This is a genomic window from Streptomyces sp. NPDC028711, assembly GCF_055565415.1.
Genome location: NZ_JBVHUJ010000014.1, coordinates 171,039 through 195,919 on the forward strand (window position 1 = coordinate 171,039; position 24,881 = coordinate 195,919).

24 protein-coding genes are annotated in these 24,881 nt (G+C 73.4%); 16 read left to right on the forward strand and 8 right to left on the reverse strand.

Annotated features, from left to right (window positions below):
* Positions 1-33: 33 nt before the first annotated feature.
* Complete coding sequence (locus ACZ4VK_RS33545; protein WP_468360651.1) at positions 34-1,278, reverse strand: helix-turn-helix transcriptional regulator; 1,245 nt, start codon at positions 1,276-1,278, stop codon at positions 34-36.
* Positions 1,279-1,429: 151 nt separating this feature from the next.
* Between ACZ4VK_RS33545 and ACZ4VK_RS33550 the strand changes: the two genes are divergently transcribed.
* Together ACZ4VK_RS33550 and ACZ4VK_RS33555 are read left to right on the forward strand one after the other, a co-directional pair.
* Positions 1,430-2,359, forward strand: coding sequence for an NADP-dependent oxidoreductase (locus ACZ4VK_RS33550; protein WP_468360653.1), 930 nt, complete (start codon positions 1,430-1,432; stop codon positions 2,357-2,359).
* A 76-nt stretch (positions 2,360-2,435) separates the two neighbouring features.
* Positions 2,436-3,044 (forward strand): GNAT family N-acetyltransferase, encoded by a 609-nt coding sequence (locus tag ACZ4VK_RS33555; protein ID WP_468360656.1) that lies wholly within the window; start codon positions 2,436-2,438, stop codon positions 3,042-3,044.
* Positions 3,045-3,129: 85 nt separating this feature from the next.
* On the opposite strand, the gene ACZ4VK_RS33560 is transcribed toward ACZ4VK_RS33555, so the two are convergent.
* From ACZ4VK_RS33560 to ACZ4VK_RS33570, 3 genes are all read right to left on the reverse strand, one after another.
* Complete coding sequence (locus tag ACZ4VK_RS33560; RefSeq protein WP_468360659.1) at positions 3,130-5,355, reverse strand: FtsX-like permease family protein; 2,226 nt, start codon at positions 5,353-5,355, stop codon at positions 3,130-3,132.
* Positions 5,349-6,155, reverse strand: a complete 807-nt coding sequence (locus ACZ4VK_RS33565; RefSeq protein WP_468360662.1) for an ABC transporter ATP-binding protein — start codon at positions 6,153-6,155, stop codon at positions 5,349-5,351. Before ACZ4VK_RS33565 ends, ACZ4VK_RS33560 begins: the two co-directional genes overlap by 7 nt.
* Positions 6,156-6,225: 70 nt before the next feature.
* On the reverse strand, positions 6,226-7,044 hold the full coding sequence (locus ACZ4VK_RS33570) for an NAD(P)H-binding protein (RefSeq protein WP_468360664.1): 819 nt from the start codon (positions 7,042-7,044) through the stop codon (positions 6,226-6,228).
* 73 nt (positions 7,045-7,117) lie between these two features.
* Here ACZ4VK_RS33570 and ACZ4VK_RS33575 point away from each other — a divergent pair, with 73 nt between their 5' ends.
* The 7 genes from ACZ4VK_RS33575 (at position 7,118) to ACZ4VK_RS33605 (ending at position 13,604) form a co-directional block, all read left to right on the forward strand.
* Entirely contained in the window at positions 7,118-7,555 is a 438-nt protein-coding gene (locus ACZ4VK_RS33575; protein WP_468360667.1) for a winged helix-turn-helix transcriptional regulator, read from the forward strand.
* Positions 7,552-8,682, forward strand: coding sequence for a DUF2786 domain-containing protein (locus tag ACZ4VK_RS33580; protein WP_468360670.1), 1,131 nt, complete (start codon positions 7,552-7,554; stop codon positions 8,680-8,682). Before ACZ4VK_RS33575 ends, ACZ4VK_RS33580 begins: the two co-directional genes overlap by 4 nt.
* Positions 8,683-8,830: 148 nt before the next feature.
* Positions 8,831-10,909, forward strand: a complete 2,079-nt coding sequence (locus ACZ4VK_RS33585) for an FUSC family protein (protein ID WP_468360673.1) — start codon at positions 8,831-8,833, stop codon at positions 10,907-10,909.
* A 143-nt stretch (positions 10,910-11,052) separates the two neighbouring features.
* Positions 11,053-11,664, forward strand: a complete 612-nt coding sequence (locus ACZ4VK_RS33590; RefSeq protein WP_468360676.1) for a hypothetical protein — start codon at positions 11,053-11,055, stop codon at positions 11,662-11,664.
* 131 nt (positions 11,665-11,795) lie between these two features.
* Entirely contained in the window at positions 11,796-12,350 is a 555-nt protein-coding gene (locus ACZ4VK_RS33595; RefSeq protein ID WP_468360679.1) for a SigE family RNA polymerase sigma factor, read from the forward strand.
* Positions 12,347-13,144, forward strand: a complete 798-nt coding sequence (locus tag ACZ4VK_RS33600; RefSeq protein ID WP_468360682.1) for a hypothetical protein — start codon at positions 12,347-12,349, stop codon at positions 13,142-13,144. The genes ACZ4VK_RS33595 and ACZ4VK_RS33600 overlap by 4 nt, the downstream gene beginning before the upstream one ends.
* Before the next feature lie 247 nt (positions 13,145-13,391).
* The gene (locus ACZ4VK_RS33605) at positions 13,392-13,604 is read left to right on the forward strand and encodes a DUF397 domain-containing protein (RefSeq protein ID WP_173861569.1); all 213 of its coding nucleotides are present in this window, start codon (positions 13,392-13,394) and stop codon (positions 13,602-13,604) included.
* Positions 13,605-13,727: 123 nt separating this feature from the next.
* Here ACZ4VK_RS33605 and ACZ4VK_RS33610 read toward each other — a convergent pair whose 3' ends face one another.
* The gene (locus ACZ4VK_RS33610; RefSeq protein ID WP_389680513.1) at positions 13,728-14,225 is read right to left on the reverse strand and encodes an ATP-binding protein; all 498 of its coding nucleotides are present in this window, start codon (positions 14,223-14,225) and stop codon (positions 13,728-13,730) included.
* 308 nt (positions 14,226-14,533) lie between these two features.
* Between ACZ4VK_RS33610 and ACZ4VK_RS33615 the strand changes: the two genes are divergently transcribed.
* The 7 genes from ACZ4VK_RS33615 to ACZ4VK_RS33645 all read left to right on the forward strand — a co-directional run bounded on the left by ACZ4VK_RS33615 (position 14,534) and on the right by ACZ4VK_RS33645 (position 21,514).
* On the forward strand, positions 14,534-15,406 hold the full coding sequence (locus ACZ4VK_RS33615; protein ID WP_468360685.1) for a helix-turn-helix domain-containing protein: 873 nt from the start codon (positions 14,534-14,536) through the stop codon (positions 15,404-15,406).
* Positions 15,407-15,491: 85 nt separating this feature from the next.
* The gene (locus tag ACZ4VK_RS33620) at positions 15,492-16,949 is read left to right on the forward strand and encodes an aldehyde dehydrogenase family protein (protein WP_468360688.1); all 1,458 of its coding nucleotides are present in this window, start codon (positions 15,492-15,494) and stop codon (positions 16,947-16,949) included.
* Between the two features lie 118 nt (positions 16,950-17,067).
* Positions 17,068-17,607: a DinB family protein gene (locus tag ACZ4VK_RS33625; protein WP_468360902.1), complete on the forward strand. Its 540-nt coding sequence runs from the start codon at positions 17,068-17,070 to the stop codon at positions 17,605-17,607.
* 47 nt (positions 17,608-17,654) lie between these two features.
* On the forward strand, positions 17,655-18,269 hold the full coding sequence (locus tag ACZ4VK_RS33630; protein ID WP_468360691.1) for a PadR family transcriptional regulator: 615 nt from the start codon (positions 17,655-17,657) through the stop codon (positions 18,267-18,269).
* A 118-nt stretch (positions 18,270-18,387) separates the two neighbouring features.
* Entirely contained in the window at positions 18,388-19,353 is a 966-nt protein-coding gene (locus tag ACZ4VK_RS33635; protein WP_468360694.1) for an ATP-binding cassette domain-containing protein, read from the forward strand.
* Positions 19,350-20,114: an ABC transporter permease gene (locus tag ACZ4VK_RS33640; protein ID WP_468360697.1), complete on the forward strand. Its 765-nt coding sequence runs from the start codon at positions 19,350-19,352 to the stop codon at positions 20,112-20,114. Before ACZ4VK_RS33635 ends, ACZ4VK_RS33640 begins: the two co-directional genes overlap by 4 nt.
* Positions 20,115-20,536: 422 nt before the next feature.
* Positions 20,537-21,514 carry an exo-alpha-sialidase gene (locus ACZ4VK_RS33645; protein WP_468360700.1) on the forward strand — a complete coding sequence of 326 codons (978 nt, stop codon included), beginning with the start codon at positions 20,537-20,539 and terminating at the stop codon, positions 21,512-21,514.
* Between the two features lie 13 nt (positions 21,515-21,527).
* Here ACZ4VK_RS33645 and ACZ4VK_RS33650 read toward each other — a convergent pair whose 3' ends face one another.
* From ACZ4VK_RS33650 to ACZ4VK_RS33660, 3 genes are all read right to left on the reverse strand, one after another.
* Entirely contained in the window at positions 21,528-22,946 is a 1,419-nt protein-coding gene (locus tag ACZ4VK_RS33650; RefSeq protein ID WP_468360702.1) for a glutamate decarboxylase, read from the reverse strand.
* A 36-nt stretch (positions 22,947-22,982) separates the two neighbouring features.
* A complete protein-coding gene (locus ACZ4VK_RS33655; RefSeq protein WP_468360705.1) occupies positions 22,983-24,272 on the reverse strand; it encodes an ion channel protein in 1,290 nt (429 codons plus the stop codon).
* A 149-nt stretch (positions 24,273-24,421) separates the two neighbouring features.
* On the reverse strand, positions 24,422-24,790 hold the full coding sequence (locus ACZ4VK_RS33660) for a YbjQ family protein (RefSeq protein WP_317596576.1): 369 nt from the start codon (positions 24,788-24,790) through the stop codon (positions 24,422-24,424).
* Positions 24,791-24,881: the final 91 nt, after the last annotated feature.

Genomic DNA, 24,881 nt, shown 5'->3' on the forward strand with positions numbered 1-24,881 from the left:
GTCGGGTGCCCACAACCTGGGGCCGGGGCCGGGCTACGCCGCCGCGTGGAACAGGGCCGCCGCCTCTCCCCGTGAGTCGACGCCCAGTTTGTTCAGGATGTTCGCGACGTGGAACTTCACCGTCGACTCGCTGATGTGCAGCTCCTCGGCGATCCGCCGGTTGCGGTGACCGAGGGCCAGGTGCCGCAGGACCTCCACCTCCCGCCCGCCGAGACCGGCCAGCGGGTGCGCCGCCTCGACCGGTGCGGCCGGTGCCGCCAGCGGGATCACCGCCGTGATCGTCGTGCCCCAGCCGGGGACGGCGTCCATGTCGAGCCGTCCGCCGAGCACCTCGAGCCGGTCCCGGATCGTGCCCGCCCCCAGGTCGCAGGGGGCGAGCGCGCCCGCGCCGTCGTCCCGTACGGACGCCCGCAGTTCGTGTTCGGTCAGCTGCCAGCCGACGTGGATCCGCCGCACCGAGTCCTGTTCCAGCACGATCAGGAGCAGGGACCGGACGATCGCCCGCGCGCTGTGCGCCACGTCCGCCGCGAGCGACCGGTCGGAGTCCGGGGCCCCGAGGCCGAGCCGGACCTGGCTGTGCCGCAGCATCGGCCGCAGCTCGCCGGCGAGCCGCTCGAAGGCGTCCTGGGCGGGTTCCTCCGCGAGCGCCCGGTCCCGCCGCTGCTCGGCCCGCATCTCGATCAGCGCGGTGGCGGCCAGGTCGGTCGCGGTCGTCCGGGCCGTCGTGTCGTCGAGGGCGCGGCTCCGCAGCACCCCGAGGACGCCGGAGAGCACCGCCGTGTGCGAGGTGGTGAGTTCCGCGATCACCCGGGCCCGGGTGTCGGCCGCCGCCCGCGAACGGGCGAGGGCGCCCGGCAGGGCCTCCGTCGCGAACCGGTCGAAGTGGCTGGACACCAGGTCCCACAGGGCCTGCGCCACGGTGAGCGCGGCCGCGTCCACGGGGGCGGCGCCGTCCTCCCGTACGAGCACGAGCACGGCCCCGCGCGCGGTCGCGTGGCTCGTGACGGCGACCACCTCCCGCTCCCGGCCGCCGATCGTCGCCGTGCCCTGCCAGGGGCTTCCCGGCACGCCTGCCGCGAGCAGCGGCGCCAGTTCGGCGACGGTCAGCAGCTCCGTACCGCCGAGTGCCTTGAAGGGGGAGTGGGCGCAGTGGGTGGAGAGTTCGGCCGCGTCCACGTGAGGGACGAGGGGGGCGAGGGCCGCCGAGACCTTGGGGAGGATCTCCCCGAGCGGCTGCCGGATGATCTCGTACGCGGTGGTCAGCGTGAGCGCGTCCATACGGGGAGCGTACGCGCGCGTGGACCGGCCGCGGCTGGTCTTTCGGGTAGGTGGGACTGGCCGTTGGGAGGGCGGGGAGCGGGTGGCCGAGGGCGCAGTCTTGATCACGTCGAAGAGCGGCGAACGTGAACGGGCAGCAGTGGAGGCTGAGATGGAAGCGATCGTGTACGAGGAGTTCGGTGGCCCCGAGGTGCTGCGCCACGCGACCGGTGTCGCCGTACCGCAGCCGGGTCCCGGCGAGGTGCGCGTGAAGGTCGCGGCCGTCGGGGTCAACCCGGTGGACTGGAAGCGCCGTTACGGCTGGGTCGAGGAGTTCTACCCGACGACCTTCCCGGCCGTCCCGGGCCTGGAGTTCGCCGGCACCGTGGACGTGCTGGGCGAGGGCGTCACCGGTCTGGCCGTCGGCGACGAGGTGCTCGGCTGGACGAAGACCGGCGCCTACGCCGAGTACGCCATCGCCGACATCGTCGTCCCCAAGCCCGCCGGGCTCTCCTGGGCGGCCGCCGCGAGCCTCCCCGTGGCGGCGGAGACGGCGCAGCGCGTCCTGGACCTGATCGGCGTAAGGGAGGGCGAGACGCTGTTCCTGCACGGCGCGGCGGGCGTCGTCGGCTCGGTGGGCGTCCAGCTCGCCGTCGCGGCGGGGATCACGGTGATCGGCAGCGCGTCCGAGTCCAACCACGCGTATCTGCGCGGGCTCGGCGCGGTCCCGGTGGCGTACGGGGAGGGCCTCGCCGACCGGGTCCGCGCCGCCGCCCCCGACGGCGTCGACGCGGTCTTCGACGCGGCGGGACACGGTGTGCTGCCGGTCGCGATCGAGCTCCTCGGCGGGGAAGGGGTGGCACGGAAGGAGCGGATCGCGACGATCGCGGCGACGGACGCGGCGGAGTACGGGATCACCTTCTCCGGGGTCCTGGGCGACCCGGACGCCGTACGGGCCGGGCTCACGGCCCATGCCCGGCAGGCGGCGGAGGGCAGCCTCGCGGTCCGGCTCGCCGACACGCTGCCGCTGAAGGAGGCCGCACGCGCCCAGGAGTTGAGCGAGTCGGGCCATGCGCGGGGCAAGCTGGTCCTCGTTCCGTGACACCGGCGGGCGCGGCGGGGAGGTGAGAGGATCCCTCCGCCGTGAGTGCCGGCTCCGACCGTGGAAGGCGATGACGATGTACGCGATACCCCTGGGGGACGCCGGCGCGGAGCTGCGCCCGCTCGAACCGTGGCAGGCCGAGGAGTTCCTGGCCCACATGGACCGGGGGCGCGAGTTCATCGGCGCCCGCAACGGACTCCCCGACGTCGTCACCGACCTGGAGTCGAGCCGCGCCTTCCTCCGTCTGTACGCGGAGAAGACGGCCACCGACACGGGCCGCATCCACGGGATCTGGTCCGACGGCACCCTCGTCGGCGCGGTGATCCTCCGGAAGCTGGACACCCGCGACGGCACGGCCGAGGCGGGCTGCTGGCTGGAACCGGCGGCCGTCGGCAAGGGCCTGGTGACCCGGGCGGCGCGGATGCTCATCGACTGGGCGATCGAGGTACGGGGGATCCACCGGGTGGAGTGGGTGGTCTCCTCCGACAACGAACCGAGCATCGCCGTGGCCCGACGCCTCGGCATGAGCAGGGACGCGGTCCTGAAGGAGAGCTACCCCTACCGGGGCAGGTGCCACGACGAGGAGATCTGGTCGGTCCTGGCACCGGAGTGGAGGGCGGCGAAGTCCGTGCCGGGGGCGGTTGCGGGGGAGGGGCCGGCGGGGGTGGAGCCGACGGGGGGCTGAGGCGGCGCGCCGGGGCGCGTTGTGTGGGCGGGGCGGTGACCCGGCTCCGACCCCGGTCACCGTCCCGTCCGTCCACCTTCGCCGCTCAGCGCGTCAGGCGCCACGCGGGAAGGGCCGACGCGGCGACCGCGACCGTCGCGCACACCCCCGCCGCCGCGCCGACCGTGCCCCAGGGCAGGGCGAGGGCCACCGGTGCGGACAGGGCGGCCAGGCCTGCGCCCAGGGTGCCGAGGACGAGGGCGGTCACCGCGAGGCCGAGCACCGTTCCGATCGCGACGGCGAGCGTCGCCTCGCCCGTCACGACCCGCAGGATCTGGGCCCGGGTGGCTCCGGCCAGCCGCAGCGAGGACAGTTCCCCGCCGCGTACGGAGGTCGCCATCAGCAGGGTGTTGGCCAGGCCGATCACCGTGTAGACGAGCGCGATGCCGAGCACGAGGAGCAGGCCGAGCCGGGTCTGCGGGCTGCCGGTCGACGCACGGTCGGCCTCTGCCCACGCGTCGGCGGTCCTGACGGTGCCGCCGCTCGCCTCCAGCGCCCGCACGGTCGCGGCCGCGCCGCCGCCCCGTGCCTCGATCCGGTCGGGGGCGGAGCCGGGGGCGTTCGCCCGGGTGACGTACGGCCCGTTGTCGCCCGTCCCCAAGGCGAGGACGGCCGCCACCCGGAGCCGTACCGGACCGGTCCCGTCCGCGCGCCAGACCTCGACGGTCTCGCCCACCCGGCGCCGCTCGAACTCCTCGTTGACGACGATCGACCGGTCGTCGAGGTCCCGCAGGTCGCCGGCGACCACGGGCAGCCGGGCGAGCTCGGCGAAGGCCGCCGGGTCGGTGACCGCCCGCGCCCCGTACTTCACGACGGCCTCTGCCCCGTCCCGTACGAAGAGGGAGGTCGCCCCGCTCGCGGACACGACCGCCCCGGGCGGCGCCGTCACCGGCTTCAGGCCCGCGCCGGCCACGACGTACCGGGCGGTCGTCTGCTCCCGCGCCTCGACCCCCTTCGCCTTCGTGACGCTCGTCGCCGAGCCGAAGAGCGTCCCGGCGAGCGCCACGGTCACGAGGACGGGAGCGGCGACGGCGGCGGTACGGCGTACGGAGGCCGCGCTGTTCTCCCGTACCAGCGTCCCCACGGCCCCCCGCAGCCGCAGCAGCCGGGCCACAGGCCGGACGAGCAGCGGGGAGAGCAGGGCGACGCCGGTGATCAGGAGCATCGGAAGCGTCGTGTACGTCTTCCGCTTGAGCAGCGCGGACGGATCGGTGGCGTACGTCCAGACGAGGAGCCCGAGGCCGGACAGGAGCAGTCCCGTGCCGAGCAGGGCGCGGCCGAGGGGCAGGGTGTCGGCGTCGACGTCCGCCTCGCGGAGCGCCGCCGCCGGACCCACCTTCCCGGCGCGACGGGAGGCGGCCACCGCCCCGGCGAGGGCGACGGTCACCCCCGTCCAGAACGCGGTGTGGAAGGGCCAGACCGCCCCGCCGACAGCGAACCACTCGGGTGCCAGACCGCCGCCGACGAGGGTCCTGGCGAGCAGGGGCGCGCCCAGGGCGCCGAGCGCGCAGCCTGCGGCGGAGGCGAGCACCCCGAGGGCCGTGGCCTCGGCGAGGAGGAGCCTGCGGATCTGTCCTGGGGTGGCTCCGGCGGTTCTGAGCAGCCCGAACTCGCGGCGGCGCAGCGCCACGGCGAACGCGAAGGTGGAGGCGACGACGAAGACCGAGACGAAGGCGGTGACGCCGCCGGAGGTGCCGAGGAGGGCGTTGAGGGCGACGAGCGCTTCGGCGTCCCGCTCCGGGTCGGGGTCCGCGAGCCGCCGATCGTCGCCGGTGAGGACCTGGGCACGGTCGCCGACGAGCGCGCGCACCTCGGCGGCGGGGGCGTCTACGCCGACGGCGTCGGGGCCGGTGGAGGCCGATCCGGCGGAGCTCGATCCGGCGGAGCTCGATCCGCCGGAGGTCGATGCGGCTGAGGCGGCTCGGTCTGACGTTGCCGCTCCGTCCGACGTCGCCACGGGCGCCGTCGTGACGGTCCAGCGGGCGCGGAGTTCACGGAGCACTTCGCTGTCCACAGGCTGTGGACGGTCGAGCCGCTGCGCCACGGAGACGGTGCGCGGCCCGCGCCGCACGTCGAGCGTCAGCCGGTCCTGGCCCTGCACGACGACGGGCGACGAGGCGAACCGCTGAGGAGAACGCTCGGGCGCGTCAAAGGTGGCGGAGAGGCCGAGCCCCATGGTGGTGAGCAGCCCCACGCCGAGGGCGAGGGCGACGAACCCGCCGAGGAAGGAGGCCCAGCGGGCCCGGAGCCCGGACATGACGACGGTCAGCACGAGAGCCTCCCTACGGCAGCACCAGCCGCAGCGGCCGGCGCGGTCCCCGGCCGGGACCCCGCCTCCGTCTCCAGCGCCGTCATCCGCGCCGCGACCCTCTCCACCGTCGGGGAGGGCAGCTCGCCCGCCACACGGCCGTCCACCAGGAACACCACCCGGTCCGCGCGGGCCGCCGCCACCGGGTCGTGGGTGACCATCACGATCGTCTGACCGTCCCGGTCGACCAGCTCCCGCAGCATGCCGAGCACCTCGCGGCTCGTCGTCGAGTCGAGCGCGCCGGTCGGCTCGTCGCCGAAGAGCACGGCGGGCCTGGTGATCAACGCGCGGGCGATCGCGACCCGTTGCTGCTGTCCGCCGGAGAGCTCGCCGGGCCGGTGCCGTTCCCGTCCCGCGAGCCCGACGCGGGCCAGTGCCTCCCGTACCTCCGTACGCGACGGACGACGGCCGGCGAGCCGGAGCGGCAGGGCCACGTTCTGCGCGGCGGTCAGGGAGGGCAGCAGGTTGAAGGCCTGGAAGACGAAGCCGATCCGGTCCCTCCGCAACAGGGTCAGACGCCGCTCGCTCAGCCCTTCGAGCGCGGTGCCGCCGACCTCCACCCGTCCGGCGGTGGGCCGGTCGAGACCGGCCGCGCACTGCAGCAGCGTGGACTTGCCGGAGCCCGAAGGCCCCATGACGGCGGTGAAGGTCCCGGTCAGGAAGTCGAGGTCGACGCCGTCGAGGGCGCGGACCTCCCGGTGGTGCCGGGTGAGCCCCCGGAGCCGTACGGCGGTGGCGGTGGCGCTGGCAGCGGTCGTGGTCATGGCTCAAGCGAACCGTTTCCGCCGCCGCCGATCACGACCACTGCCGGGCGTCCGGAAGGTAGGCCTGGCCCTACCCCTCCCGTACGGCCTTCACGAACACGTCGAGCGCGTCGAGGGGTTCGCGACCGCCGAGCAGCGCCCGCAGATCGCTCGCGATCCCCGTACCGTCCATGAAGCCGTGGGCGATGGCCGAGTACGTGCTCGCCAGCATCGGCACCTGGAAGGGCACGGCCCCGGAGGCGGCGACGGCGGCGCGGGCGTCCGCGAGCGTGCCGGGGGCGTACGTGGCACCCAGGGCCGCCGCGAGGTCGGCGCCGCCGAGGGGGCGCTCGCCCACGAGCTCGTACACCCGGTTCCGGTGGGCCGCCGGGTCCGTCGCCACGGACACCGCGATGTCGGCGAGGTCGGCGCGGGCGACGGCGGCGAGCCGGCCCTCGCCGAGGGGGCCGGTGATGCGGTTGTCGGCGTCGGGCGTGGCGATCCAGGTGAGGAACTCGGCGTAGAGGCCGTTGCGGAGGATCGTCCAGTCGAGGGTCGTGGAGCGCCGCAGCCGCCGCTCGGTCCAGCGGTGCGCGAGCGCGTACGTGAGGTGGTCGCCGTCGCCGGAGAGGCTCGTGTAGACGACGTGCCGGACGCTCGCCCGCTCGGCGGCGGAGATCGCGGCCCCGTGGCGGGCGACGACCGTGTCGTCCTCGCCGTAGCCGGCGGATATCAGCAGCAGCGTGTCCACCCCGGCGAAGGCCGCCGGGAGGGTCTCGGGCGCGTCGAAGTCGAGGCGGCGGGTGCCGGGCAGCCCCGCGCGCGTACCGAGGACGACGTCGGCACGGCCGGCGAGCCGTTCGGCGACGAGCGAGCCGAGGGCGCCGGAGACGCCGGTGACGAGCAGCATGGTTTCCCCCAAGGGTCGTGATGGCTGAGACCATCGTGGGGGGACGGGGAAGATCGCGGAAGGAGGCACATTGATGTCGGAGGGGCACACGGAGGTAACCACCGAGCCCTTGGTGAGCTGTGCCGAGGACTGCGGGGTACGGGACGTGCAGGACCGGCTCGGCGACAAGTGGAGCGTGTTCGTCGTCGTCGAACTCGCCGCCGGGGCGAGGCGGTTCAGGGAACTGCAGCGGCTTGTCACGGGCATCTCGCAGCGGATGCTGACCCTGACGCTGCGCCGCCTCGAACGGGACGGCCTCGTCTCGCGGACGGTGTACCCGACGACGCCGCCGCAGGTGGAGTACGCACTGACGGAGACCGGGCGCAGCATGACTCACCTGATCAAGCAGCTCGTGGACTGGTCGCTCGACCACCGCGCGGTGATCGCCCGCTCGCGCGAGCAGTGGGACGCGAGGGACGCGGGAGGCCCGACGACGGAGACGGCGAGGGGCGCGACGAGGGGTACGGAGTGAGTACGGGCGACGGTACGGCCATCGACAAGGCCTTCGAGGCGCTGTACGCGAGCGACGACGGGTCGCTCGACACGGCGGCGTCGCTGCTGGCCGCCGACCCCGGCGCCGACGCCGAACTGACCCGGCGCGGTGAGGAGTTCGTCCGGACGCTGTGGACGCGGGGCTGGCAGCCGGCCGACATCGTCCGGATGGCCCGCCGGGACCTGTCGGACGACCACCTCCGGGTCCTCACCGGCCTGATCCTGGGCGAGATGGCCCGGTACGGGACGCTGCCGCGCCGCTGGCGGGCCCAGCTCGACGAGCTCGACGCCTCCCCCGGCCGGCCGACGGACCGCTTCTCGTACGCGACGACTGTCCTGGAGCTGTACCGGCTCCTGGTCCGGCTGCCGCGCCTGGACGCCGTCGGCCCCGTCCCCGGCGAGGCCCTGCCGCCGGCGGCGGCCGGCGAGCCCCGGATGCTCACCCGGATCAGGGCGCTGCTCGCGAAGGCGGAGGCGACCGGCTACCCGGAGGAGGCGGAGGCGCTCACCGCCAAGGCCCAGGAGCTGATGGCCCGCCACAGCCTGGACGAGGTGACGCTCGCGGCGGGCGCGCCGTCGCCGGAGACGCCGGGGGCGATCAGGATCGGCGTGGAACCGCCGTACGAACAGGCGAAGGCGATCCTGCTGGACGCGGTGGCGACGGCGAACCACTGCCGGGCCGTGTGGAACGAGACGTACGGCTTCTCCACGGTGATCGGCTTCGAGGCGGACCTCGACCCGGTGGAGCTGCTGTACACGTCGCTGCTCGTGCAGGGCACGGCCGCGATGACGCGGGCGGAGGCGGAACAGCGGGCCGGCGGGCGCAAGCGCACGAAGTCCTTCCGGCAGTCCTTCCTCCTCGCGTACGCGAACCGGCTCGGCGCGCGCCTCTCGGCGACGTCCCGGCGGGTCTCCGCCGAGACCCCGACCCTCCTCCCGGCCCTCGCCTCCCGCGACCTCGCGGTCACCACCCGCACGGACGAACTCTTCCCGGAAACCCGCGCCACGCGGGTGCGTGCGGCCTGGGACGAGGCGGGCTGGACACACGGCGCGTCGGCGGCGGACAGGGCCGGCCTGCACCCGGGACGACGAAGGCTGCGGGGATAGAGCCGTAGGGGAGCGGGCAAGGCGTCGGGCGCGGGCTGGCCCGGCGGCAGAGCGGGCGGCCGGGCCAGGCGTCGGGCACGGGCTGGCCCGGCGGCAGAGCGGGCGGCGAAATGACCGGCTATGCCCCGATCGCGGATACGCTCGGGCCATGAGCTGGCTCCGGGCCTTGAGGGAGACCGCCCGCTCCGGGCTCACCGTCGAGCGGCGGCGGCTCGACCCCATCATCGCCGCCCGCGCCGCCCTCGGGCTCGCCCTCGTCGTCGGCTTCTCGCTCGCCCTCTTCGGCCCCGCCGTCGCCGCCGCCTCCGCCTTCGGCGCCTTCCAGGCGGCCATCGCCACCTTCCAGCGTTCCTGGCGCCCCCGCCCCACCCTCGCCCTCGCGTCCGGCGCCAGCCTCGCCGTGTCGACCTTCTTCGGCTACCTCACGGGCGCCCACGACGGCCTCTTCCTCGCCCTGCTGCTCGCCTGGACGTTCCTGTCCGGCCTCGTCTGGGCCGCCGGCCCCACCGCAGGCATCATCGCCTCCTCCAACGTGGCGATCATGCTGGTGACGGTCACCCTCCCCACCTCGGTGGCGACCGCCGCAGGCCACGCCGTCATGATCTTCGCGGGCGGTGTCGTCCAGGCCGCCCTGGTCGTCCTCCTCCCGGTCCGCCGCTGGGGCGCCCAGCGCGACGCCCTCGCGGACGCGCTCGCCGCCGAGGCGGACTACGCGCGCCGCCTCCGCCACGACCCGGTGGCCCCGTTCGATCCCGTACCGCTCATGACGGCCCGCAGCGCGGCCGCCGTGACGCCCCGCCAGGCCCGCCGCCGACCGGCGGAGCTGCACGGGGCGCGAGGGCTCGCGGAGCGCATCCGTCCGGTGCTCGCCTCCCTCGCCGATCCGGCGGTCGGCGTACCGGAGGAGGGCCCGGAGCGGGAACGGGTGCGGGAGCTGCTCGCGGCCGCCGGCGCGGTCCTGGACGCCGCCGCGCACGCGATCCGGCACGGCGAACCGGTCGTCCTCCCTCCGCCCGCCGTCGCCGCCCTCCGCACCCCGGACACGGGCGCGATCCTCACCGGCCCGTCCCGCCGCGCCGCCGTCCGTCTCGCCGCGCTGCTCGGTGACGTCGTCGAGACGGCGGAGCCGAGGACGGAGACCATGGCGACGCGCGGGCACGGCACCACGCCCGCCGCCCGCTCCCGCCCCACCCTCGTCCGGCTCACGCCGATCGTCGCGGCGAAGGTACGGGCCGAACTGCGCCGGGACTCCCCGATCCTGCGCCACGCGATCCGCGTCTCGGCGGTCACGGGCACCGGCTATCTCCTCGGGGCGGTGCTCCCCCTCGGGCACGGCTACTGGGCGCCGATGGCCTCGGTGATGGTCATGCGCCCGGACTTCTCGCAGACGTACGCGCGCTCGGTGGCACGGTTCGGCGGCACGCTGGTCGGGGTCGCCCTGGCGACGGCGGTCGTGCGGTTCGCGCACCCGGGCACGTACCTGTCGGCGGCGCTCGCGGTGGTGTGTGCCTTCGCGATGTACCTGCTGATGCGGACGGGGTACGCGGCAGGCCAGGTCTTCGTCGCCGCGTACGTCGTGTTCCTGCTCGGCATGGAGGGCGCGGGCCTGACCCAGACCGTACGGGACCGGGTGACGCTGACCTTGCTCGGCGGGCTCCTCGCGATGCTGGCGTACGCCGTCTACCCGGCCTGGGAGACCCCCCGGCTGCGGGGCCGGCTCGCGGACTGGCTGGCGTCGGTCGGGCGGTACGCGGCCGTCGTCACCGCGCGGTACGCCGACCCGGCGGGGACGGGCAGCCCCGACGTACGGGAGGCGCTCCTGAACACCCGCGAGGCCCGGGTCGCCTGGCAGGAGGCGGTGGACCGCGCCACGCACGAACCGGTACGGCACCGGGGCCTCTCGCACGCGGCGGCGGAGCAGGCCGGCCACGCGCTCGCGGAGTTCGGGCGGGTGGCCATGCTCATGGAGGCACACCTGCCGGAACGCGGCGCTCCGCCCGTGCCGGCCGCCGCGGCCCTCGCGGAGTCCCTCCGCCGGGCGACGGAACGCGGTGCGAAGGAGGTACGGGAGCGCAGGGAGCCGCACTGGGACGACCTGCGCGAGACGCTGGAGGCCTGGTCGGACGACCCGCCGGACCACTTCCTGCTGCACAAGGGCGCCGTGCTGCTCCTGGAGGCCCTGGACGAGGTCACGACGGCGCTGACGGACTCCACGCGCGCGCGGTGAGCCGGACACGTTCTGTTCGGATCGGATGGGGCGAGCACGTCATCCGGACGGGGCGGAACGGGAGTTGGTAGGGGTGAGGGCCGCGGACGCTCGCTGCCCGGGGAGACATCGAACCCCGATCCACCGATCCCAGGAGCAACCAGATGAAGAAGTACCTGCTCGCCGCGGCCGGCGTCGTGGCCGCGGCGGTGATCGCGGCACCGGCGGCCGTGGGGGCAGCGTCCGCCGAGACCTCCGCCGCGTCCCGGCCCGCCGCTCCGGCCCCGGCGCAGGCCGTCCCCGCGAAGGTCACCCCGGTCAAGGCCGTCACGCCCGCCCCGGGCCCGGTCCTCACCGTCCGTCCCGGAGAACGCGTCGACGCCGGCCAGGGGTACACCGTGTGGCTGACGAGGGAGGGCAAGCACTGGACCGGACCGGACGGTTACGAGAACTTCCGCAGCGTGGTCGACGGCAACATCGACCGCTCTCAGCCCGGAGTGAGCCACCAGAGCGAGGGGGACGCGTCGGGCGTCTTCCACTCGGGCCTCTACTACGGCACCCGTGACGCGGGCCGCGTCGAACTGACCGACGCCGAGGGCCACAAGACCGTCGCCACCCTCATCGCGCTGCCCGGCCGCCCCGACTGGGGCGTCTGGTACGCCCACACCGGGCCGTCGGAGGGCAACCAGGGCGGCGGCCTCGGCGTCGCACTGTACGACCGCTCGGGCAGGCTCCTCGCCGACCTGCCGGGCTTCGACGCCCCGACCGGCGGCTGATCCGCCGCTCACCGGAGGGGCGAAGACGTGGCGGGGCCCGGCACGGGGCGGGCCCCGCCACCCCCTCCCGACAACACACCGACAGCGAAGCCGAAGCCGACACCGACCCACCGATCGCGAGGTCCGACACCGTGCCGCACAAGCCCGTCACCGTCACCGACGACGACGGCTTCGCCGAGTTCGCCGTCGCCTCCTGGCCGCGTCTGGTGCGTACGGCTCAGCTCCTGACCGGGGACTTCCACGAGGCCGAGGACCTGGTGCAGACGACGCTGGCCAAGGTGTACGGGCGGTGGCGGAAGGTGCCCCGCGGCGAGATCGACCTCTACGTACGCCGGGCGCTGATCAACAACAACCTCAGCCGGCTCCGCCGGAAGCGGGTCGTCCATCTGCTGACGCCGGTCCTGCCCGACGCGGCCCGTCACACCTCCGCGGGCCACGCCGAGGCGGTCGAACAACGCGCGTCGCTCCTGGCGGCGCTGGCGGACCTGACCGCCCGCCAGCGCGCGGTCATGGTGCTCCGCTACTGGGAGGATCTGACCGAGCTGGAGATCGCGACCGTGCTCAACTGCTCGATCGGCACGGTCAAGACCCATGCCCGGCGCGGTCTGGCGGCCCTGCGCGCCCACCCCGGGCTCGCCCCCGCCCCCGCCCCGCCGCTGCCCTCCCCCTCCGGAGCCCGACGATGACCCCCGCCACCCCGACGTCACCCCCCGACCCCGCCGCCCGCCACGCCCCCGCGTCCGCTCCCTCGTCCGACCCGGCGTCGGAGTCCGCCCCGACCGCCGATCTCGACGAGGCCGATGTGCGCGCGGCGTTCCTGCGGGCCGCGCTCGACGTCACCCCTGGTCCGGTGCCGCTGGCTGCCGTCCGGCGGGCCGGCCGCTCGCGCCGGAGGCGCCGTACGACCGTCGTGTCGGCGTTCTCCGTGCTCGCGGTCGCGACGTCCGTGGCGGCGGTCATGGCCCTGACGCCCGTACGCCCGGGCCCGCCGTCCCCCGCTCCCGTCGCCGTCCCGCCGTCCGCCGTCCCGACCTCGGCGTCCGCCTCGCCGCGGATCCAGGACCCGCCCCCTGCCCCCACCCCGGTCCGGGTGGTGGCCTCCGGCGAGCGGGTGAGCGCCGGGAAGGGCTGGACGGTCTGGCTGACGGAGGAGGGCAAGCACTGGACGGGGCCGGACGGTTACGAGAACGTCCGCAGCGTCACCGATGGCAACGTCGACACGGCCCGGCCCGGCCTGAGCCACCAGAGCGAGGGCGACGCGACCCAGGTCTTCCATTCGGGCCTGTACTACGGGACCCGTACGGTGGGACGCGTCGAGCTGACGAGCGCGGGGGGCCGCAGGACCGCCGCCACCCTGCTCGAACTGCCGGGGCGGCCGGGCTGGGGGGTCTGGTACGCGTACACCCGGCCGGAGGACCAGGACGCCGGCCTCGCGCTGTACGACCGCGCGGGCAGGCTCCTCGCGGAACTGCCCGGCTGACCCGAGGGTGCCGGGGCGGCAGGAAGACTTCCGAGAACCGCTGAACCGGCGCCACGGATTCGCCGTCTTCCCTCGCGAGGGAAGACGGCCGCACGCTGAGTCGCGTAGCCGCTACGCCACCCCGCGTGCACGTGCATCTGCTCATGCATCGGCCATGTGAACACAGCTATGATCCGAGGAAGTTGATACCTGCACCAAGCCACCCGGGGAGCTACCAGTGCATCATGCGCATCGCGCGTACAACGGCATGGCGGCGACGGAGCTGCGAGGCGTCGTGTGGCAGAAGAGCAGGCACAGCAACTCCCAGGGGTCCTGCGTGGAGTTCGCCAAACTGCCGGGGGGAAACGTTGCCGTACGGAACTCGCGCCACCCCGAGGGGCCCGCGCTCGTCTACACGCCCGCGGAGATAGAGGCACTCCTGCTGGGCGTCAAGGACGGCGAGTTCGACCACCTCGTGTGACCCCCGGGGTGGTGGCCGCCGGGCGGTGACGGCCTCGACGATGACGGCGTACGAGCAGCGAGAAGGGCCCGGGCGCATGTCGCCCGGGCCCTTCTCTTCGTACGTGCGTACCGGGTCCGGCGCCTACTCCGGTCCGACCCGGAACAGCGCCCACACCACCTTGCCGCGCAGCGTGCCGGCGAGCGGATGCCACCCCCAGCTGTCGCTGAACGAGTCCACCAGGAAGAGACCGCGTCCCGACTCGGCGGCGAAGTCCTCCTCGCCGCCGCGCGCCTCCGGGCTCTCCTGGCTCGGGTCGCGCACGGCGCACACCAGGCGCGAGGACCAGCGCATCAGGTGCAGCCGCACCGGCGGGTTCTGGCCCTCTTCCTGAGGGGCGTCGGCGGGCACCGCGTGGCGCAGTGCGTTGGTGACGAGCTCGGAGACGACCAGGGCGACGTCGTCGAACCGTTCGGTCAGTTCCCAGCGGTCCAGCGTCGCGCTGGTGAACTTCCGGGCCCCGCGCACGGCTTCGTACCGCGCCGGAAGGGCGCAGGAGGCGGAGGTGGAGACGGCGCCGGGATCGATCGGCGGAAGGCCCTGCCGTAACGGCTCGAGCACGGTCGATCCATTCGTCCCCATGCGAGGCACTCCCGGGAATCGCGACTGTGGTGCGACAACACGACAACACGAACGAGTACGCGGCTGCGCGGGGTCCATGGTTCCGAATGCGCCCACTGGATGCAAGGGCAGATGCACGTGCACGCGCCGGACCTGTCCGTCCCCGTGCCTAATCTGTGCATAAGTCGTCCGCGCGGTTACGGGTAACTTTCCGGGACTGCCCGGAAGTCGCCGCCTTTCCGTAATCGAATGTGTACGCGCTGAAGCGTTTGGTGGCAGAATCCGGGGCTCGACGGGGGCTCGACACCGTAAAGGGGAGGCTGAGAGCCGTGACCGCAGGCGAATCGAGCGGAGCGAGCGGGAGCGTGGTGCGGCGCATCCTGCTGGGCTCCCAGCTGAGGCGGTTGCGCGAGTCGCGCGGGATCACCCGCGAGGCGGCCGGCTATTCGATCCGCGCGTCCGAATCCAAGATCAGCCGTATGGAGTTGGGACGGGTGAGCTTCAAGGCCAGGGACGTCGAGGATCTCCTCACGCTGTACGGCGTCGGGGACGAGGCCGAGCGCGGCTCGCTCCTCGGGCTCGCCCGCGAGGCCAACGTGGCCGGCTGGTGGCACAGCTTCGGCGACGTCCTGCCCGGCTGGTTCCAGACGTACATCGGGCTCGAAGGCGCCGCCTCCCTCATCCGCGTCTACGAAGTGCAGTTCGTCCACGGCCTGTTGCAGACCGAGGAGTACGCCCAGGCCGTCGTCACCCGGGGCATGCCCGGCGCCCCGAGCGCCGAGATCGACCGGCGGGTCGCCCTCCGGCTCGAACGGCAGAAGGTCCTCGTCTCCGAGCGCGCCCCGCAGTTCCACGCCGTCCTCGACGAGGCCGCCCTGCGCCGCCCCTACGGCGACCGGGCCGTGATGCGCGGCCAGTTGAAGCACCTCATCGAGGTCTCCGAGCATCCGGGCGTCACGCTCCAGGTCATGCCCTTCAGCTTCGGCGGTCACGCGGGCGAGAGCGGCGCCTTCACGATGCTGCGCTTCCCCGAGTCCGACCTCTCCGACATCGTCTACCTGGAGCAGCTCACCAGCGCCCTCTACCTCGACAAGCGCGAGGAGGTCGCCCAGTACCAGCGGGTGATGGAGCGACTCCAGGCGGAAGGACCGGATCCGGCCGAAAGCCGTGACCTTCTCCGGGGACTCCTCCAACTCATCTGACACATCAGTACGATGACGTGACATCAGTTTTCGACGTCACTTCTGTCATCGCGCAGAGGCAGAGCGGGTAGAGGGGTCTCGATCCATGTCGCACTTCACCGACCTGGCCCACCAGTACATCGACGGCGAGTGGAAGCCCGGCAGCGGCTCGTGGGACATCATCGACTTCAACCCGTACACCGGGGAGAAGCTGGCGTCGATCACCGTCGCCACCGCCGGTGAGGTCGACCGCGCCTACCGGGCCGCCGAGCGCGCCCAGGCCGCATGGGCCGAGACCAACCCGTACACGCGCCGGCTCGTCTTCGAGCGGGCGCTGCGGATCGTCGAGGACCGCGAGGAGGAGATGGCCGAGACGATCGTCGCCGAGCTCGGCGGCACCCGTCTCAAGGCGGCCTTCGAGCTGCACCTCGCCAAGGAGTTCCTGCGCGAGGCGGTGCAGCTGGCGCTGCGCCCCGAGGGCCGCATCCTGCCGTCGCCGGTCGACGGCAAGGAGAACCGCGTCTACCGCGTCCCGGTCGGCGTCGTCGGCGTCATCTCGCCCTTCAACTTCCCCTTCCTGCTCTCGATCAAGTCGGTCGCGCCCGCGCTCGCCCTCGGCAACGCGGTCGTCCTCAAGCCGCACCAGAACACCCCGATCTGCGGCGGCACCCTCGTCGCCAAGGTCCTGGAGGAGGCCGGGCTGCCCGCCGGTCTGCTGAACGTCGTCGTCACCGACATCGCCGAGATCGGCGACGCGCTCCTGACCCACCCGATCCCGAAGGTCATCTCCTTCACCGGCTCCGACAAGGTCGGCCGTCACGTCGCCACGGTCTGCGCGCAGAACTTCAAGCACGCCGTCCTGGAACTCGGCGGGAACAGCGCCCTGATCGTCCTCGACGACGCCGACGTCGACTACGCCGTGGACGCGGCCGTCTTCAGCCGCTTCGTCCACCAGGGCCAGGTCTGCATGGCCGCCAACCGCATCCTGGTGGACCGCACCCTGGAGGAGGAGTTCACCGAGAAGTTCGTGGCGAAGGTGAAGACCCTGCGGGTCGGCGACCCGGCCGACCCCGCCACCCACATCGGTCCGCTCATCAACTCCCAGCAGGCGGAGGCCGTCTCCTCGCTCGTCGACCAGACGGTGGAGGCCGGCGCGACGGCGCTGCTGCACGGCACGGTGGACGGCAACCTCGTCTCCCCGTCCGTCCTCACCGGCTTCGCCCCGGACGCCCCCGTCCTGCAGCAGGAGATCTTCGGCCCGGTCGCCCTGATCGTCCCGTTCGACGGCGAGGAGGAGGCCGTACGGATCGCCAACGACACGCCGTACGGGCTGAGCGGCGCCGTCCACACCGGGGACATCGAGCGGGGCGTACGGCTCGCCAAGCGCATCCACACCGGCATGATCCACATCAACGACGGCACCGTGCACGACGAGCCGATCGTGCCCTTCGGAGGCGAGAAGCACTCGGGCGTGGGGCGGCTCAACGGCGAGGCGATGGTGGAGAGCTTCACCACCCAGAAGTGGATCTCGATCCAGCACGGCCGGAGCCGGTTCCCCTTCTGAGTCCTCTTGAGGACGCCTGGATCCGGCTTGAGGACAGTCGTTGTCCGCAAGCCTCCGTAGCGTGATCGGTGTGGAGAAGGTCCACGAACACGACCCGTACGTACGGAAGGCGGACACCATGGTTGCTCTCGTTCCCACGGAGACCCACGGCGACGAGCGCGGCGCGCTCCTCAACTTCGTCGAGGCCCAGCGTGCCGCGATCCGCCGCTCGCTCCTCGGGCTCACCGAGGAGCAGGCGGCGAGCCGCCCCAGCGCCAGCGAGCTCAGCCTCTCCGGTCTGCTCAAGCACGTCGCCGAGGTGGAGCTGAACTGGCTGCGCCTCGCGCAGCAGCGGCCGAACGAGCGGCAGCGCACCCAGGAGACCTGGGGCGACGCCTTCCGGCTCGTGGACGCGGAGACGATCCCGGAGATCGTGGAGTTCTGGGCGGGCGTGGCGAAGGAGACCGAGGACTTCGTCCGTTCCGTGCCCAGCCTGGACGACACGTTCCCGCTGCCGGAGGCTCCCTGGTTCCCGAAGGACGGCCGGGTGTCGGTCCGCTGGATGCTGCTCCACCTGGTCCAGGAGGCAGGCCGCCACGCCGGCCACGCGGACATCATCCGCGAGTCCCTGGACGGCAAGGGCTCCTTCGACCTGATCGCGGAGGAGCAGGGGCGGTGACCCCGCGCGCGCGTACCCTGGTCAAAATTGACTAGGAGGTACGTGGGATGTCGGCGATCCGTCTTCTCGTCCTGGGCGCGGTGAAGCAGCACGGCCGCGCCCACGGCTACCAGGTGCGCAACGACCTGGAGTACTGGGGCGCGCACGAGTGGTCCCATGCCAAGCCCGGCTCGATCTACCACGCCCTGAAGCAGATGGCGAAGCAGGGGCTGCTGCACGCGCACGAGGTGGCGCCCAGCGCGGTCGGCGGGCCGCCGCGCGTCGAGTACGAGCTGACGGAGCGCGGTACGGAGGAGTACTTCGCGCTGCTGCGCGAGGCGCTGACCACGTACGACCAGAAGGTGGACGTCCTCTCGGCGGGCATCGGCTTCATCGTGGACCTGCCCCGGGAGGAGGCGGCGGAGCTGCTGCGCCGACGGGTCCGGGCGCTCGACGAGTGGCGGGCGGCGGTCACCGAGTACTACACGCCGGAGGGCGGCCCCGGCCAGCTCGGCCACATCGGCGAGATCATGCACATGTGGGTCCACTCGGCCGACGCGGGCAAGGAGTGGACGCTCGGCCTGATCGAGCGGATCGAGGGCGGGGCGTATGTGTTCGCGGGGGAGGGGGATCCCTTCGTCGGCGTGCTCGCCGAGGGGGAGGAGAACCCCTTTGCGACCTGATGCGGGACAGGGCTGTACTCCAGCTAATCAAGTTTGACTAAACCGCTGCGAGGGCATACCTTCCTCCGTCGGCGGCAAGTGGTCAAATTTGACTACGAATATTTCGGGAGGAATCAATATGGTGGCGGACGCGATCCTCGTGGAGGGCGCACGCAAGCGGTACGGGGAGAAGGACGCCCTCGCGGGCCTCGACCTGGCCGTCGGACGCGGCACCGTCCACGGCCTGCTCGGCCCCAACGGCGCGGGCAAGACCACGACCGTACGGATCCTGGCCACCCTCCTGCGCCACGACGAGGGCCTGGTGCGGGTGGCGGGACACGACGTACGGACCGAGGCCCGGGAGGTACGGCGGCGGATCGGGCTGCTCGGACAGCACGCGGCCCTCGACGAGGAGCTGGGCGGCAGGCAGAACCTGGAGATGTTCGGCAGGCTCCACCACCTGGGCGCGCGCCGCGCCGGGACACGGGCCGACGAGCTCCTGGAGCGCTTCGGCCTCGGCGACACCGGCCACAAGCCGGTCAAGCAGTTCAGCGGCGGCATGCGGCGCCGGCTCGACCTGGCCGCCTCGCTGATCACGGAGCCCGAGGTGCTCTTCCTCGACGAGCCGACGACCGGGCTCGACCCGCGGGGGCGCGGCGAGGTCTGGGAGTCGGTGCGCTCCCTGGTCGGCGGCGGCACCACCGTGCTGCTCACCACGCAGTACCTGGAGGAGGCCGACCGGCTCGCCGACCGCATCTCGGTCGTCGACCGGGGGCGGGTCGTGGCGGACGGCACGGCCGACGAACTCAAGACGCGGGTCGGCGTCGACCGCATCGACGTGGTCGTACGGGACGCCGCACGGCTTGAAGAGGCGGCCGGCCTGCTGCCCGTGGCGCGGGCCGAGGTGGGCGTGGATGCCGACCGGAGGCGGCTCAGCGCGCCGGTGACCGACCGGATGGCCTCGCTCGCCGAGACCGTGCGGGCGCTGGGGGCCGCCGGCATCGAGGCGGAGGACATCGCCCTGCGCCGGCCGACGCTCGACGAGGTCTTCCTCCGTCTGACGGACGGCCGGAGCGGGTTCGAGGCACGGGAGGTGGCGGCATGAGCGCGGCGTACGTGGTGAGCGACTGCTGGACGATGACCCGCCGGGAACTCGCGCACTGGGCGCGGCAGCCGGTGCAGGTCCTCGTCGGGCTCGTGTTCCCGGTGATGATGCTGCTGATGTTCGGCTATCTGGTCGGCGGCGGCCGGAGCGTCGAAGGCGACTACGTCGACTTCCTGGTGCCCGGGATGCTCACCCTGACCATGGTGTTCGGACTCGAAGGCACCATGACGGCGGTCACGCAGGACCTGAACAAGGGCGTGATCGACCGGTTCCGCTCGATGCCGATGACCGACGGAGCGGTGCTCGTCGGGCGGGCCGCCGCCGACATGCTGCAGTCGACCGTGGGACTGCTCGTGATGGTCGGCGTCGGGTACGCGATCGGCTGGAGGGCGAACGGCGGCCTCGGCAGCACCCTGGGAGCCCTGGGACTGCTGCTTCTGCTGCGTTTCGCGATGCTGTGGATCGGGATCTTCCTCGCCCTGGTCGCCGGGCGGGCGGAGCTGGTGCAGGCGGTGCAGATCCTGGTGTGGCCGGTCGGCTTCCTCTCCAACGCCTTCGCCTCGCCGGACTCCATGCCGGGGTGGCTCGGCACCTTCGTGGAGTGGAACCCGATGTCGGCGACCGCGACGGCGGTCCGTGACCTCTTCGGCAACCCGGGCGGCGAGCCGGGGCACATCGGGGCGGCGGTGGTGTGGCCGCTGGTGCTGCTCGCGGTCTTCTTCCCGCTGGCGGTACGGAAGTTCGGGCGGCTAGGGAAGTAGCGGCGCGGAGGTGGGAACCCGAAGGCGGTGAGCGGTGTATTGAAAGCAGCGGCCCACCGCGGACCGCCCGAGGGAAGACAGGGGGACGTGCGATGCGCAGGCCGGTGGGAGTGGCCGGCGCCGTCGTGGCGCTGGTGTTGGTGGTACTGACGGGGTGTACGGGGACGGGGGCTTCTGGCGCGGGGCCTTCGGGGCCGGGGCCTTCGGTGTCGGGTTCGGGGGCTCAGGGGTCCTCGGGTTCGGCTTCGGCGGATGCCCCGCGGCCTCCGGGTTCGGGTCCGGCGGGGGCTCCTGCGGCTTCCTCGTCGCCCGGGCTGTTCGGGGCGCCGCCCCGGATACCGTCCGGGCCGGGGCTGCCCGGCTGGGCGCACAGTCTGGGCTTCGCCCGGGACGGCAGCGGGTTCGCGCTGCTCGCCGAGTGCGTGAGCGACCCTGCGGCACCGGAGAGCGGCTTCTGCCGACAGCACGTGGCGGTGCGGGACGCCGGGGCGAAGGAGTGGGTGCTGCGGCGGTCCCCGCTGCCCAGGACCTCGGGGACGGACGGCATCTCCTCCCAGCTGGTCCCGCTCGGGCAGGGCCGCGCACTCGTCGAGGACGGCGGTGCGGAGCCCGGTGACGCACGGAGCTGGTTCACCCGGGACGGCGGCCGCACCTGGCGGGAGACCGACCGGCGGACGGTCGGGACGACCCCGGAGATACCCGCGGGGGCGGTGCTCACCACCGGCTGCGCCGCGCCCGCCGGCGCCCTGCCCGACGCGTGCGAGCGGGAGCGACTCGTGGTCGTCTCACCGCAGGACGGGAGGCGCAGGGCGCTGGCCGGGGTGCCGCTGCTCGGGGCGCATCCGCGGCCGCAGGAGCGGCCGGAGCCCGACGGCTCCTGGTGGGTCTCGGGCACGGATCCGCTCTCGGGGCGTGCGGCGGTCGCCGTCTCCCGGGACGGAGGGCGCTCCTGGACGGTCGGCCGGCTGCCGAGCCCCGCCACGGGCCCCGGCTGGTACACGGTGGTCGCGGTGGGCCAGGACGCGGTGTACGCGGCGGAGATGGGTGAGCTGGCGGGCGGCGAGCCCGTCAAGAACCCGATGCGGGCCCTGCACCGCTCCCTGGACGGCGGCGTGACCTGGCAGCGGATGTGGACCACCGGTCCGACGGCGGAGCCCCGCAGCCTGCTGGGCGTTCCCGTCCCGGGGCCCGGTGGCCGGGTCGGGATCGGCGCGGAGTCCTCGGGGTACGAGAGCGTGGACGGCGGCCGTACCTTCGTCCGGCTCGGCGACGGCAGCCGTCACACCCGCCGCACGCCGCTCGGCCTGCTGCGCGAGTCGTCGAGCTGCCGGTACGAGCTGACCGCGGACGGGGTGCGGTGGTCGGAGTTCCGGCTGGCCTGCGAGGGGCAGGTGCCCTGAGGTCTGACGCGCTTCAGTGATGGAAGGAGGTGGCCGCGCTCCGGTCGTCGGTGAACGGACGGGGCTGGCGTCGGAGTTCGGGGAGCAGCCGGTTCAGGTCCTCGACGAGGAGCCCGGCCAGGTCGGCCGAGAAGCCGTTGCGGCAGACCACGCGCAGCACGGACAGGTCCTCGCGGTCGGCGGGGAAGGTGTAGGCGGGGACCAGCCAGCCCCGTTCGCGCAGCCGCCGTGACACGTCGAAGACGTCGAAGGAGGTCACGTCGGGAGCGGTGGTGAAGGCGAAGACGGGCAGCTGGTCGCCGCGGGTGAGGAGCCGGAAGGCGCCCATGGCCTCCACGCGTTCGGCGAGGCCGCGGGCGATGTCCCGGGAGGCCTGCTGCACCGCCCGGTAGCCCTCCCGGCCGAGCCTCAGGAAGGTGTAGTACTGCGCGACGACCTGGGCGCCCGGCCGGGAGAAGTTGAGGGCGAAGGTGGGCATGTCGCCGCCCAGGTAGTTGACGCGGAAGACGAGCTCCTCGGGGAGTTCGGCGGGCGAGCGCCACAGGGCCCAGCCGACGCCCGGGTAGACCAGGCCGTACTTGTGACCGGAGGTGTTGATGGAGGAGACGCGGGGGAGCCGGAAGTCCCACACGAGGTCCTCGTCGAGGAAGGGGGCGACCATGGCGCCGGAGGCACCGTCGACGTGGACGGGGATGTCGAGACCGGTGCGTTCCTGGAGCGCGTCCAGAGCGGCGCAGATCTCGGCGACGGGTTCGTAGGAGCCGTCGAAGGTGGAGCCGAGGACGGCGACCACCCCGATGGTGTTCTCGTCGCAGAGCGCGGCTGCCGAGTCGGCGTCGAGGTGGAAGCGGTCGCCCTCCATGGGGACGAGCCGGGGTTCGACCTCCCAGAAATTGCAGAACTTCTCCCAGCACACCTGGACGTTGACGCCCATCACCAGGTTGGGGCGGGCCGAGCCCGGATAGCGGCCGGCGTTCCGCTTGGTCCAGCGGCGCTTGAGGGCCATGCCGGCGAGCATGCAGGCCTCGCTCGAGCCGGTGGTGGAGCAGCCGACGGCGGTGGCCGGGTCCGGGGCGTGCCACAGGTGGGCGAGCATGGCCACGCAGCGGCGCTCCAGTTCGGCGGTGCGCGGGTACTCGTCCTTGTCGATCATGTTCTTGTCGCGGCACTCGCCCATCAGCACCCCGGCCTGGGGTTCCATCCAGGTGGTGACGAAAGTGGCCAGGTTGAGCCGGGAGTTGCCGTCGAGCATCAGCTCGTCGTGGACGAGCTGGTAGGCGCTCGTCGGGGGGAGGGGACCGTCGGGCAGCCGGTGGTGGGGCGGCGCCTCGGTCATGCCGCCGACCGGGTCGGCCTCCCCGAAGAAGGGGTTGAGAGCGAGCCGGCGTTCGGGCTCGGGAGGGGAGGCGGCGGGGCCCTGGTGCAGCGGCATGGGGGACTCCTTCTTTCCGGTGGGGGGGGGAGGGGGTCAGCGCAGGGCCCGGCCGTGTTCGTCGAGTTCGAGCTGGGGGCGGCCGGTGACGATCAGCCAGGCGGGGAGGGAGGCGAGGCAGAGCAGGGCAAGCATCGCGGGGGAGGCGGCGAGGACTGCGCCGGTGAAGAGGCTGATCCAGCCCTGCCGGGTGGTGGCGAGCAGCACGCCGAGGACGGCGGAGGAGACGGCGACCGCCGGGTGGACCTCGGGCACGAGGGCCTGGGCGAGCAGCCCGAAGGCGGCGCCGATGAAGACGGCGGGGAAGATCCGGCCGCCCCGGAAACCGCAGGAGGCGGCGACGAGGAGGGCGAGGAGTTTGACCACGGCGAGGGTGGCCAGTTCGCCCGAGGACCAGCCGCCGATCGAGGAGGTGAGCTCCTTGACCTCCTCCAGGCCCTTGAAGAGCGTCAGATGGCCGCCGAGGGCGCCCAGGAGGCCGAGGAGGAGGCCGCCGAGGGGCAGCATCACCATCGGGTGGCGCAGGCGCCGGAAGGCCGCGTGGGTGTAGGGGAAGAGGTAGCAGGAGGCGAGACCGAAGACGGCCGCGGCGGAGGCGATGACCAGGGCGGCGAGGAGGTCGCCCCAGCCGGGGTCGGTGAGCGGGGGGAGGCCCAGGGCGAAGCTGGGTTCGGCGAGGAGCTGGGTGGTCATCGACCCGGCACCGGCGGCGACGAGCGGCGCGAAGAGCCGGTCCCAGAGGGAGCCGCGTCCCGGCTGGCCGGCCAGGGCCTCGGAGATGACGAGGGCGGCGGCCACCGGGGTGCCGAACAGGGCGCCGATCGTGGCGGCCGAGGCGAGGGAGACCCAGACGGCGCCGGGCAGCGAGGGCTGGGCCTTGCGGCCGAGCCAGTACGCGAGGGCGATGTTGGTCGCGATGATCGGGTTCTCGGGGCCGAGGCTGACCCCGCCGGCGAGCGCGAGCACGCCGGCGAGCAGCAGCCCCGGTACGACCCCGGGGGCGATCGGCGCCCCGCCGAGGCCCGTGGAGGCGGGGTCGGGACCGGCGTGCCCGGGCGCCTTCCAGATGACGAGGCCCACGGCGATGCCCGTCGCCGTGAGCATGATGATGATCCAGAGGGAGGAGTACCCGCCGATGCCGAGAGCGTCCGGCAGGTCGTTCCAGAGGACCACCTGGAGCTCCTCCGCGAGGGCGCTGATCCCCAGAAAGAGCAGGCTCGCGGCCACGCCGACCACGAGCGCGGGGAGCAGCTGCGGCAGCAGGACCCGGAGCGGGGTCTCGTCGTCGGAGGAGGACGACGCGGTCGGAGCATGATCGGTGGCCACCGACTCACCATAAGTGGACGAATGCCGCAGAACGCCCCAAGGGGCGACGCGAACGGGCTTGCGCCTCGGGTGTCACGTCGCCACCCGGTGCCGCTGAACCCGCCCGGTCCCACCGAACCCGCCCCCATAGGGCCGTCCCGCGGCTCCGCTCAGGCGCGTGGGGCGATCACGACGGCTGTGCCGTACGCGCACACCTCCGTGCCCACGTCAGCCGCCTCCGTCACGTCGAAGCGGAACATCAGCACCGCGTTCGCGCCGCGTGCCTGAGCCTGTTCCACCAGGCGTTCCATCGCCTGGTTGCGGGTCTGCACCAGGGTCTTCGTCAGACCCTTCAGCTCCCCGCCGATCATCGACTTCAGGCCGGCGCCGATCTGGCTTCCCAGATGGCGGGAGCGGACCGTGAGCCCGAAGACCTCACCGATCACCTGCCGGACCTCGAACCCCGGCACGTCGTTCGTCGTCACGACCAGCACGTCGGGGTGCGGTCCCTGACCGCCCCCGTACTCCTCGATGCCCATCGGCATACACCTCCTGACCCCCCAGCCTCGGGGCCCCGCCCCTCGTCCGCATCCCGTGAGGTCCGGGTGGAACCGGGCGCGTCCGGCTCGC

Coding starts and splice junctions, on each gene's coding strand:
- ACZ4VK_RS33545 (WP_468360651.1), bottom strand. CDS start 1,278: ATGGACGCGCTCACGCTGACCACCGCGTACGAGATCATCCGGCAGCCG.
- ACZ4VK_RS33550 (WP_468360653.1), top strand. CDS start 1,430: ATGGAAGCGATCGTGTACGAGGAGTTCGGTGGCCCCGAGGTGCTGCGC.
- ACZ4VK_RS33555 (WP_468360656.1), top strand. CDS start 2,436: ATGTACGCGATACCCCTGGGGGACGCCGGCGCGGAGCTGCGCCCGCTC.
- ACZ4VK_RS33565 (WP_468360662.1), bottom strand. CDS start 6,155: ATGACCACGACCGCTGCCAGCGCCACCGCCACCGCCGTACGGCTCCGG.
- ACZ4VK_RS33570 (WP_468360664.1), bottom strand. CDS start 7,044: ATGCTGCTCGTCACCGGCGTCTCCGGCGCCCTCGGCTCGCTCGTCGCC.
- ACZ4VK_RS33575 (WP_468360667.1), top strand. CDS start 7,118: ATGTCGGAGGGGCACACGGAGGTAACCACCGAGCCCTTGGTGAGCTGT.
- ACZ4VK_RS33585 (WP_468360673.1), top strand. CDS start 8,831: ATGAGCTGGCTCCGGGCCTTGAGGGAGACCGCCCGCTCCGGGCTCACC.
- ACZ4VK_RS33590 (WP_468360676.1), top strand. CDS start 11,053: ATGAAGAAGTACCTGCTCGCCGCGGCCGGCGTCGTGGCCGCGGCGGTG.
- ACZ4VK_RS33600 (WP_468360682.1), top strand. CDS start 12,347: ATGACCCCCGCCACCCCGACGTCACCCCCCGACCCCGCCGCCCGCCAC.
- ACZ4VK_RS33605 (WP_173861569.1), top strand. CDS start 13,392: ATGGCGGCGACGGAGCTGCGAGGCGTCGTGTGGCAGAAGAGCAGGCAC.
- ACZ4VK_RS33610 (WP_389680513.1), bottom strand. CDS start 14,225: ATGGGGACGAATGGATCGACCGTGCTCGAGCCGTTACGGCAGGGCCTT.
- ACZ4VK_RS33620 (WP_468360688.1), top strand. CDS start 15,492: ATGTCGCACTTCACCGACCTGGCCCACCAGTACATCGACGGCGAGTGG.
- ACZ4VK_RS33625 (WP_468360902.1), top strand. CDS start 17,068: ATGGTTGCTCTCGTTCCCACGGAGACCCACGGCGACGAGCGCGGCGCG.
- ACZ4VK_RS33630 (WP_468360691.1), top strand. CDS start 17,655: ATGTCGGCGATCCGTCTTCTCGTCCTGGGCGCGGTGAAGCAGCACGGC.
- ACZ4VK_RS33635 (WP_468360694.1), top strand. CDS start 18,388: ATGGTGGCGGACGCGATCCTCGTGGAGGGCGCACGCAAGCGGTACGGG.
- ACZ4VK_RS33640 (WP_468360697.1), top strand. CDS start 19,350: ATGAGCGCGGCGTACGTGGTGAGCGACTGCTGGACGATGACCCGCCGG.
- ACZ4VK_RS33650 (WP_468360702.1), bottom strand. CDS start 22,946: ATGCCGCTGCACCAGGGCCCCGCCGCCTCCCCTCCCGAGCCCGAACGC.
- ACZ4VK_RS33660 (WP_317596576.1), bottom strand. CDS start 24,790: ATGGGCATCGAGGAGTACGGGGGCGGTCAGGGACCGCACCCCGACGTG.